Consider the following 11,841-nt stretch of genomic DNA (forward strand, 5'->3'; position numbering starts at 1 on the left):
ATTGCCCAAAAAGAGCAGATTAAATTTCAGTAATTTAAACATTCAAATTTATGAAAAAAAAAGCGAACTTATTGTGTTCGGGTTTTCCCGAGCATAGAAAAATTTTTAGGATTATGCGACTTACTTTATTTCTTGTTTTTATTAGTACGTTCCAGTTACTAGCGGAAAATAGCTACTCACAATCCGCACGGTTTACTCTGGAAATGAAAAATGTAACGATAAAAGATGTACTTTCTCAAATGGAGGAGCAGAGTAATTTCTACTTCCTTTACGATAATGGATTAATTGATGTCTATAAAAAAGTAGATATTGTCGTTCAAAATGAACCGATAAATGAAATATTGAATAAGTTATTTGGAAAAGGAGAAGTCGATCTGGAAATTAGAGAAAGGCATATCATAATTACTCCTGCAAAGATTAGGGTTGTTCAGCAAAATCTGACTATTTCAGGAATAGTTAATGATTCTAACGGTTTGTCACTTCCTGGTGTAACAGTAGTTGTGAAGGGAACCACACAAGGAACCATTACCGATATGGATGGTAATTATACGTTAACAGATGTTCCCGGGGATGCAATTCTTGTGTTTTCATTCGTAGGGATGAAAAGCATTGAGGTTCCTGTTTCCGGCAGAAGTACAATTGATGCTGTTTTGGCTGAAGAAACCATTGGATTGGAAGAGGTCGTTGCAATTGGTTATGGTTCAGTAAAAAAATCAGACTTAACCGGTTCTCTAACATCTGTAAATAGCGATGATTTTAAAGAGCAGAATGTAACCAGGGTGGATCAGGCTTTGCAGGGTAGAGCTTCAGGTGTCCAGATTTCAAATACTGCAGGTGCTCCCGGAGGTGATGTGCGAATTCGTATTCGTGGTGCCAACTCTGTTTTAGGTGATAATAGTCCGTTGTTTGTTGTTGATGGATTTGTTGGAGTTGATTTTAACATGATCAATCCCAATGATATTAAGTCAATGGAGGTATTAAAAGATGCTGCGTCAACAGCTATTTATGGTAGTCGGGGAGCAAATGGTGTTATCCTTATTACCACTAAAAACGGTAATAAAGACGGAAAAGTATCTGTTGATTATCAGGGGAGCGTTTCACTTTCATCGGTCGTAAAAAAATACGATAAAATGTCAGCTGCTGAATTCGCAGAGACAGTAAATGAGAAGAACCTGGCACTTGGTCTGGATCCATATTTTAGCCAGGCACAGCTTAGCGAATATCAACAAAACGGTGGATACGACTACCAGGATGAAATTTTCAGTGAAGCAATTTCAAATCAACATCAGCTGAGTGTTTCTGGTGGAACCGAAAAAACACAATACCGGATTTCTGCAAACTATGTTGATCAAAAAGGAATTGTCAACAATTCTGACTATAACCAAATCAACTTTCGCACAAACATAGCTTCTCAGTATAACGAGAAATTGTCGTTCAGATTTACGATGAATGGAGCTTCAACTGTTGGATTAAATACTCAGTCTCGTACTGGTGGAGAAGGTAATCCAATTGTTCAGACTTTGGCATGGGCTCCAACAACAAATCCTTATGATGGAGAAGGTGGTTATACCCTGAGCGATCCGGTCGGTTCAATAAAAACCAATCCGCTGGCAATTATTTACGATACAGAGAACCGAAATGAAAAAACATTTGCAAATCTGGTTGGAGGTATTAATTATGAATTGGTAGATGGATTGTCTGTTGATTTTCAGGCAGGTGCTGATTTGTCGTTCAGAACCTTAAAAACTTTTGGAGGTAACTACGCGACAAATTATAACCCAATTGCTTCCATAACAAGTGGGAAATCAATCAATTTTCAAACAACCAGTCAGATAAGCTATGCGAAAGAGTTTAATGAAAAACATAGGATAAATGCTGTTGCTGTTTTTGAATCGCAGGAATATAGATACAATTATTCTATGGCTGCGGGAGCGATGTTGAAATTTCCTGATTTGAAGTACGATAACCTGGCTCAGTCAGAATCCTATAATATTGGTTCAGGATTCACAAAGTGGACACTTTTATCCTACCTTGGGCGTATCAATTATTCGTTGATGGATAAATACCTGCTTTCTGTATCGGTGAGGCATGACGGTTCTTCAAAATTTGCAGAAGGGCACAAGTATAGTACATTCCCTTCAGCGGCCCTGGCATGGAATATGGGAAGAGAATCATTTATTTCTGATTTGAACGCTTTCAGTAGTCTTAAACTCCGCTTAAGTTGGGGATTAACAGGAAGCCAGGCGATTGACCCTTATTCCACCTGGTCCACGTATAACACCGACATTTATTATGCATTTGCAACAGGTGATCAAACAAGCGGAATACAGATTGGTGACCCCGGAAATAATATGCTAAAATGGGAGACAACCGAACAAAAGGACTTAGGATTAGAAGCTAAGTTTTTTGATGGCAGGTTAACGATGGAGTTTGACTATTTTATAAAAGATACCCGTGATCTGTTGTTAAATAAGTCGGTTCCTTTCTATTCAGGTGGTGGCAGTATGACATCCAATGTTGGTAAAATAAGGAATACTGGTTGGGACTTTAGTCTCGGAGGCAAAATTATTTCGAAAGAGGATATTTCGTGGAACAGTGATTTTAACATCTCGCATGTGAAAAATGAGGTGGTAAGTCTGGGTGATGAAACACGTATTTTTTCTCAGCCTGATTTGATTGGATTTAATGGTCAGCCTGAATTTATATATGCAGTTGGTCAGCCACTCGGTTCGTTCTGGGGATTGAAATACCTTGGTCCTTGGGGGGCAAACGAAAGTGCCGAAGCAGCAAAATTTGGTCAGGTGCCTGGAGATGCACGTTATCAGGACCTAAATGGTGACAATGTAATTGATGGGAGTGATTACCAGATAATTGGCAACGGACTGCCTGCTACTACATTGGGTTGGAATAATACCATTAATATTAAGAAGTTCGTGATTAACATGTTTTTCCAGGGAGTGTTTGGTTTCGATAAGCAAAACTATACCCGCGCGGTACACCTAATGGGAGCCCGCGACGCTCGTCAAGCGACGCTGTCAGAAATACGCGACCGTTATATTCCTGGAGTAAACGAAGACGCCTACCTGCCTGCATTTAGTGAGTCTAGCTTAATTGAACCACAATCAAGCATTTGTCTTGAAAATGGAGGTTTTATGAGATTGAAGAACCTGAGTGTTGCATATAATTTTAAGCTTAAAAATGCAACGAATATGAAGGTGTATGTGAGTGGTTCAAATTTGCTAACATTCACAAAATACAAAGGAATTGATCCTGAATCGAGCAATGTTGGTGGAGATGGTTCAGACATTAATCAAAGTGTCGATTACGGTTCTTACCCTAATTCACGGACCTTTACTCTGGGAGTTGATTTCAATTTTTAACCGAATCTAAAAATTAAAAGATATGAAAAAGACAATATATATATTTCTTCTTTCCGCGTCCATGCTGTTTAGTGGATGTTCAGACTTTTTAGAAGAAGACATGAAAGGACAGGTTTTAGGTGATGCCATTTTAACATCTCAGGTGGGACTTGAATCTGCTTTGACTGGCGCTTATCGGGGACTTTCTAATACGTGGTACTATGGATTTACTACTGGATGGTCGACAGAAATGAGTCTCGGTGGCGACGATATAACCACCCTTCCAGGAACCGGTCAGGCACAGGAATTTGACCGTTTGGGCGTAAAATCAACGAACGCTAGTGCTTCGCCTGTTTTTCTAGGATGTTATAAAGCCATTCAGGGAGCAAATAATGTAATTTTAGCTTATGAGAATACAAAAGGCGACGAAAATACAATTCAGATTATTGCAGGTGAAGCATATTTTCTAAGAGCGTTTAGTTATTTCTGGCTAGTTCGTTGTCATGGTGAGTTACCATTGGTTTTAACTGCTGATTTTTCAGCTGATATGTTTGAAATCGAAAAAGCATCTGTTGCTGAAATTTATCAGCAAATTGAATCAGATCTTGAGCAAGCTGAAGCAATGTTGGCAGATACAAAACGTGAAGATGGACGTCCAAATGTTGGATCGGCAAAAGCATTACTTGCTGAAGTATACCTCCATGAGGCAGGGTGGCCGTTGAAAGATGAATCGAAATATGCGATGGCTGCCGCTAAAGCAAAAGAAGTTATCGATAATAAGGAAACGTACGGTTTTGGTTTGGTAAGTACTTTCGACGAGCTTTATGAAAATGATGAAACAAAATCAAGCATTAATCAAGAGCATGAATTTGTTATTCCATGTAATAAAACCGCTGGTAATACGATGAACACCACTTACGGATTTTTCTCATATCCAGGTGAAATAGGTGGATGGGATGGTGTATTTTCTGAATTGACGTTTTATAACGATTTTCCAGAGGGACCAAGAAAAGAGGCAACTTTTGCCACAAGTTTCACTACACAGACTGGTGTTACTTTGACATGGCAGGAGCTACAATATAAGAGACCCTACTATAAAAAGTTAATGAAAAACGAGAATGTAGCTAATTTTTATTCCTATAATTCGTCTCTTCCGTTACCATTATTACGATACACACAAACCATACTGACTTATGCCGAAGCAAAAGCCCGTTCTGGGGGACCTGACGCGTTAGCTTACGATTGTATCAACGAAATCAGGCAAAGAGCTGGGCTTGAAAATTATTCAGGATTGTCGGCAGCTGAATTTGTTGATGCGGCTGTGAACGAGCGTGCATGGGAGTTGTGTGCCGAAACTGTTCGTTGGTTTGATATTGTTCGTCTGGATATTGTTCCTGAAGTATATTCAGGAAGAGATCCGTCAGATAATCAGCCTTTCAACGTTAGTATTTCAGAAGCGCAATATCTATTCCCAATACCGGAGCATGATTTACTGCTGAATCCAAACCTGAACTAAATATTACAAAAGGTACATCTAAAAAAAGGATGACAGGAGCTGTGATTCACTTCTGATCTTGATGATCAGCTCCTGTATAACCAATTGATTCCCGCTGAGTTTATACCCATGTGATTTAATTCGTATTGCCTTCTAAGAAGCTGCAAGATAGCAGTTTGCAAGTGACTCTTTGCCCATTTTTTAATACGGCCAGCCATAATGTTCCGGCTGAAGACAATCTTTTTGGCGATGTGTATATAAAGTTTATTCATTGAAAGAACTTGATCTTATGAAGAATTTACTACTGCTTGTTTTTGTAATACAAAGCATTTTTTCGTTTGGTAAATCAACGGAGAACAGCAAACCAAACATTATTGTCATTCTTGCCGATGATATGGGTGTTGGTGATATTAAAGCACTTTATCCGGGATGTAAAATAAAAACACCAAATCTTGATAAGCTGGCAAATGAGGGACTCGTGTTCAGCGATGCGCACAGCGCATCTGCAGTGTGCACTCCGACTCGTTACTCATTATTAACAGGCAGATACGCCTGGCGAACTAAACTGCAATATCACGTGCTGCTCGATTATGACAAACCTTTAATTGCTCCCGATATGCTTACAATGCCCGAAATTTTGAAGGAGTGCGGTTACCAAACAGCAGCTATTGGCAAATGGCATTTGGGATTTGACTGGAAGCAGAATGCTGACGATTCCTGGGATTATAAAGCAAAGTTGGGTGGGGGACCGGTAAGTCATGGCTTTGACTATTATTTTGGCACGGATGTTCCAAACCTGCCTCCTTACACCTATATTGAAAACGATTATATCGCGATTCAGCCAACCAGTTTTTTGCAGGATACAATTGCTCCTTGGGTGCCAGATGGGCCGCGAATTGGTTATGATATTGATGAAGAGATATTGCCTTTCCTGCCTCCAGGCGAAATGGCACCGGATTGGAAATTTGACGAAATTCTACCGGATTTAACGAAGAAGGCATGCCAGTATATTCAGCAACAGGCAGAAAATGAAAAGCCTTTCTTCATATATTTTTCCATGACTTCACCACATGTTCCAATTGCTCCATCTGGAGATTTTCTGGGAAAAAGCGGCATTCACCAAATGGCAGATTTTATCATGGAAACCGATTGGTCAGTTGGGCAAATTCTGGATGAACTTGAAAATGCTGGAATTGCCAAAAATACCTTAGTTGTTTTTGCTGCCGACAATGGTCACGATGATCACGCTTATGGTAATGAGCTGGAAAAAGCTGGGCACATTGGCAGTGGGCCTTATCGGGAGAGTAAAGGTTCAATTTATGAGGGGGGGCACCGGGTTCCATTCATTGTGCGTTATCCGGCAATGGTAAAAAAAGGGGTAAGCGATCAATTGGTATGCTTAAACGATATCTATCCAACGGTTGCCGAAATGATTGGATTTAAAATACCCGAAACTGGTGCTCCCGATGCCGTTTCAATTCTACCGGCCTTAAAAGGAAATCACAGCAAAGTTCTGCGAAAAAATATTGTTCATCATGATGTTCGGGGGCGATTTGCAATCAGGGCTGGCGACTGGAAACTGATTGTATTCCCACCGGAAGATGGGAGTCTCCTGAGAAAAGAATTGTACAATATGCGTAACGACGTTGAAGAAAAAACAGACTTATGCGCTCAATATCCAGATATTGTTTGCAGGCTGGAACGCCTGCTGAAGAAACAGATTAACGATGGACGATCCACACTGGGCCCGGTTTTGAAAAACGACCGGACGGTCGATTACCGGATTCTATACAAGGAAAAGTATGCTTCCCAAAAATAAATTGTTTACGAAAGTTGAGATCCAGCTTTAACTTCAATTATATCCAATAAAATATTTCAAAATTATGACTTTACGGTTTTTTATTAATATGCTGCTGGTTGGTTTTGTAGCAGTTTTTTACAGTTTCAATAAGGTTGACGACTCAGCACCCGCTGTAACAAAAGAAAACAAGGAGATTGACCGGAAAATAGATGTGCTTTTAAGCCAAATGTCGTTAGAAGAAAAGGTTGGGCAGATGGCGCAGGTTTCAATCGAGCTAATTTCGGTAACGGATGAAAATGGAATTGCTGAACCGCATCAGATAGATACCTCTAAATTGCAAAAAGCAATTATTGATTATCATGTAGGCTCTATTTTAGACGCTGGTAATCATTGTCATACTCGCGAACATTGGCATGAAATAATCGGAGCCATCCAGAAAATGGTGAGTGAGCAAACGAAAAATAAGATTCCGGTAATTTACGGAATCGATGCGATTCACGGCACTACCTATACCGAAGGATCAACGCTGTTTCCGCAGCAGATTGGTATGGCTGCAACCTGGAATCCCCAGTTGGTAGAAAAGGGGGGCGAGGTTACTGCTTATGAAACTCGGGCTTCCGGTATACCATGGGATTTCTCACCTGTTCTCGACATTGGACGCAATGCGGTGTGGCCTCGTTTTTATGAAACATTTGGCGAAGATGTTTATCTGGCCCGTCAAATGGGGAAAGCCATTATTCGGGGCTACGAAGGCAATAATATTGGCGATAAATACAGAGTTGCTTCTTGCATGAAGCATTTTATTGGTTACAGTTTTCCGCTTTCGGGAAAGGATCGCACCCCGGCATGGATACCGGAAAACTTTTTGCGTGAATACTTTCTGCCAACTTTTGCCGATGCTGTAAACGAAGGAGCTCATACTTTAATGATCAATTCGGCAGAAGTGAATGGAACACCGGTACATGCCAACCATCAACTCTTGACAGATGTATTGCGCGGAGAGTTGGACTTTAAAGGTTTTGCCATATCTGATTGGGGAGATATCAAATTATTGCATTCTCACCATCACATTGCTGCAACAGATAAAGAAGCAGTAAAAATAGCAGTAAATGCAGGTGTTGATATGAGCATGATTCCTTTTGATTTTTCTTTTTGCAATTATTTGATCGAACTGGTGAATGAAGGCGAAGTGTCGGAAGCCAGAATTGATGAAGCAGTAAGCCGTATTCTTCGTGTAAAGTTTGAGCTTGGTCTTTTCGAAAATCCTGTTTTCCCATTTAATGAGTATCCTAAATTTGGTTCAGAAGAATTTCGTTTGGCAAGTTTGGAAACAGCGGGAGAGTCGATTACTTTATTAAAGAATGAAGCGAATGTTCTCCCACTGCAAAAGTCAGCAAAGATTCTGGTTACGGGTTTTGCAGCCAATTCAATGCGTTGTCTAAATGGAGGCTGGTCTTACACATGGCAAGGAGAGGAAACCGACAAATATGCAGCGGATAAACTAACAATTCTGGAAGCTGTTCAGGCAAAGGTTGGTGATGAGAATGTGTTTTATGCAGAAGGTGTCAAATACGATTCAAAGTCGGATGAAAACAAGGCTCTGCGATTGGCAAAATCGGGTGATTGTATTGTATTGTGCCTGGGCGAACTTTCGTATACCGAGCAACAGGGTAATATAAATGATCTTTCGCTGCCTGATGTACAGATTGAGTTTGCGAAAAAACTTGCAGCAACCGGCAAACCGGTCATTCTGGTATTAACCGAAGGTCGTCCTCGCGTGATCAGTAAATTTGCCGATCAGATGAACGCAATCTTACAGGCATACATTCCTGGTAATGAGGGTGGATTGGCCATTGCTGATATTCTTTTTGGCGACACAAATCCGTCGGGGAAACTGCCATACACCTATCCGATAAATTCAAATGATTTAACGGCTTACGATCATAAACATGCTGAAAATACAGCAAATCCGCTAACTTCAAACACAAGTTACAATCCTCAGTATCCATTCGGACATGGCTTAAGTTATACCCATTTCAGTTACAGCAACCTCACACTTGACCAGCAAACTTTAGCTGCAAACGGAACTCTAAAGGTTTCGGTTGAAGTAACAAATACCGGCAAAGTAAAAGGGAAAGAAGTTGTTCAGCTTTATATCAGCGATTTGTATGCAAGTATTACTCCTGCAGTAAAACGACTTCGTGGATTCGATAAAGTTGAACTTGCTCCGGGAGAAAAAAAGACCGTCACTTTTAGTGTAGCTTCTACTGATTTGGCTTTTGTGAACCGGGATATGAAATGGGTGGCCGAGCCAGGTGAATTTGAAGTAGAGATTAGCGGGTTGAAGCAAAAATTTGAGTTGAAGTAAATATCAAAATCATTTATCCATGAAAAAATTACTTTGTTTTCTTTTTGTTAGTCTGTCTTTATTGGTAAATGCTGCTACTGATGGGGAGCGCGCGGTAATCAGCTTGAATGGCACCTGGCAATTTGATCAAACTATAAATTCTTTTCCTCCTAAGAAGTTTACACGTACAATTCCTGTTCCCGGATTGGTTCATTTGGCAACACCGAAGATTGAAGAATACGATAAATTTTTCAAACGGGAAGAAAGCGTTGAAGCCAAGGAGCAACACAATCTCTACAATATTGACTACACTCCACGATACAGTTGGTATCGAAAAACAGTTTTTATCCCTGCAGAGTTGGAAGGAAAAAACGGTATTATCACTATTAAAAAGAGTCAATATGTAACACAGGTGTACATCAATGGGATGGATATGGGAACATCAATGAGTTGTTACACGCCAATAGAGTTTCCGATTTCCAGAGCAATTAAATTTGGTTCTGAGAATGAAATCCTAATTAAGGTGGGCGATCGTGTTTGGCTTCCATCTGAAGCTGCTGGCGGTACTGATAAGGAAAAAGAGCATTATTTACCCGGAATATGGGATGATGTTGAGCTTTCATTCACCGGAAATGTGCGGGTGAATCGCTTATTGGCTCTACCATCAGTAAAGAATAGAAATATCACCATAAAGGCACAAATCCGCAATTTTAAACCAGCCCAGATTTTTTATGGCGATGCGATGAGTGACTCGATAAATTTAAGCATTTCAATTGCTGAAAAGCTGTCAGGTAAAATAGTTGCTAATAAGGAAATTAGAGTTAATACAAAGCGAGATAATCTTAGTGAAGCGGTTATCGATATTCCTATGGATGAATTTACAAACTGGAGTGTCGACAATCCTTTTTTGTATAAGGCTAAAGTAACATTAACGAGCAACGGTGATATTTCCGATGAAATAAGCAAGCAATTTGGCATGCGTGATTTTACACGCAAAGGAAAATTTTTCTATTTGAATGATGAAAAGATTATCCTTCGCGGAACCAATATTACCCTGCAACGCTTTTTCGAAGATCCTGATTGTAGCAATCTTGTTTGGGATAGGGAATGGGTTAGAAAATTGTTGGTGGATTATCCGAAACAACTGAATTGGAACATGATGCGCATCTGTGTTGGTATTGTTCCTGACTTTTGGTACGACATTGCTGATGAAAATGGTTTGTTATTTCAAAACGAGTGGTTGTACTGGCAAAATCATGGATGGGATGATCAAATTCGAAAAGAATATACCGATTGGGTCTGGACTGATGGTTGTCATCCGAGTATTGCAATTTGGGATGCGATTAATGAAAATTGGGACGATTATATTGGGAATACGCTGATTCCGGAGTTAAAAAAAATGGACAATACACGGGTTTGGGACTCAGGGTACATGACCGCAGAACAAATGCAGAATGACGAAATGGATGAGCCTCATCCTTATCAGGGGGTCATTTCCTGGATTCAGCCTGGCGCAAATAGAAATGTCTATCCGCTTGGAAATCTAGATTTCAAGCCAGAGTCTTTAGTGGAAATACAACAGTCTGGTTCAGCCCAGCTTGTAAATGAATATGGTTGGATCTGGTTGTGGCGAAACGGAATCCCCAGCAAATTAACTGTTGAAACATTCGAGTATTACCTGGGGGAAAACTCAACACCCACTCAAAACTGGGAATTTCAGGCTTACTGGATGCAGTTGGAAACCGAATGGCTTCGCAGTGAACCTGCTTTAGCCGGGGTGCTTGCCTTCTCCTATCTAACGAATAATTATGGTTATACAGGAGACTGGTTTGAGGGAAATATTAAAGAGCTAAGACCAACAGAAACTCTCGCATGGTTGCAACATGCATTTGCCCCAGCAGCAACGTTCATCAACCTCACAGATGAACGATACATGCATATTGTTGAGCCTCATGTGCCTGGCTCTACATTGCTTTTTAATCTCACGGGAATCAACAATTTCACAATGCCAATTAATGGGACGGTAAAAGTTAAATTTTTAAATGAGCATGGGGAAACTGCCATAAATCAAAACTTTCAAGTTAAACTGGAATCCTTTCAACGAACTGATTTCCCTGTTTCTATCAATTTGCCCAAAGAGGCAGGAGGTTATGTTTTAGTAGCCGAATTTACCTCTGAAAACGGACAGCCAGTTATAAGTAGGAGGTTTATAAAGGTTGGGCAGGCTGACAAATACAATTACTATAAACTAAATACAGAACTGAAATGAAAAAAATGAGAATGCAGAAGTCTCCAGTGTATTTGAATCTGGAAGACTACGAGATGACAGGTGAACCTATTATAAATCAGGTTCGGAGACTTCAGGATATTTCAGGAATTTTTAAAAATGAACAGGCGTTTAAAGAGATCGATCAAGAACAACTGGCTTACACTGTGCAGGCTTGGATGCCAGTTCCAGAGAAGACCCCGGGGGGATTATTTTTCGGTGTTTCAACAATCTATCCTGGCAAAGTTGGGAATGAATATTTCATGACTAAAGGCCATTTTCACTCCGAATTGGATCGCGCCGAATTTTATTGGGGAATCCAGGGGCGGGGAGCACTGATCCTAATGGATCACAATCGACGCGTTTGGGCTGAAGAGGTATATCCTGGCAGTCTACATTACATTGGCGGACATATTGCCCATCGACTAGCAAACACGGGAGAAAAAAATCTGATTGTTGGTGCTTGCTGGCCGTCAGATGCTGGACACAATTACGAGGAGATCGCAATCAATGGATTTTCTGGAAGACTTGTGGAACAAGATGGAGAGCCAGTTCTAATCGAAACATTTTAAA

General features: G+C 40.4%; 6 protein-coding genes. All 6 read left to right on the forward strand.

Going from position 1 to position 11,841, the window contains the following annotated elements; genetic code table 11:
- The first annotated feature begins 113 nt into the window (after positions 1-113).
- The 6 genes from ACUNWD_RS02270 to ACUNWD_RS02295 all read left to right on the forward strand — a co-directional run bounded on the left by ACUNWD_RS02270 (position 114) and on the right by ACUNWD_RS02295 (position 11,840).
- Positions 114-3,380, forward strand: a complete 3,267-nt coding sequence (locus ACUNWD_RS02270; RefSeq protein WP_445586137.1) for a SusC/RagA family TonB-linked outer membrane protein — start codon at positions 114-116, stop codon at positions 3,378-3,380.
- Positions 3,381-3,402: 22 nt separating this feature from the next.
- Positions 3,403-4,875, forward strand: coding sequence for a RagB/SusD family nutrient uptake outer membrane protein (locus ACUNWD_RS02275; RefSeq protein WP_445586138.1), 1,473 nt, complete (start codon positions 3,403-3,405; stop codon positions 4,873-4,875).
- 268 nt (positions 4,876-5,143) lie between these two features.
- On the forward strand, positions 5,144-6,673 hold the full coding sequence (locus ACUNWD_RS02280; protein WP_445586139.1) for a sulfatase family protein: 1,530 nt from the start codon (positions 5,144-5,146) through the stop codon (positions 6,671-6,673).
- 64 nt (positions 6,674-6,737) lie between these two features.
- Entirely contained in the window at positions 6,738-9,023 is a 2,286-nt protein-coding gene (locus tag ACUNWD_RS02285) for a glycoside hydrolase family 3 N-terminal domain-containing protein (RefSeq protein ID WP_445586140.1), read from the forward strand.
- A 19-nt stretch (positions 9,024-9,042) separates the two neighbouring features.
- A complete protein-coding gene (locus ACUNWD_RS02290) occupies positions 9,043-11,271 on the forward strand; it encodes a sugar-binding domain-containing protein (RefSeq protein ID WP_445586141.1) in 2,229 nt (742 codons plus the stop codon).
- The gene (locus tag ACUNWD_RS02295; protein WP_445586142.1) at positions 11,268-11,840 is read left to right on the forward strand and encodes a glucose-6-phosphate isomerase family protein; all 573 of its coding nucleotides are present in this window, start codon (positions 11,268-11,270) and stop codon (positions 11,838-11,840) included. The genes ACUNWD_RS02290 and ACUNWD_RS02295 overlap by 4 nt, the downstream gene beginning before the upstream one ends.
- The last annotated feature ends 1 nt before the right edge of the window (position 11,841 follow it).

It is taken from the genome of Sunxiuqinia sp. A32, from assembly GCF_052690465.1.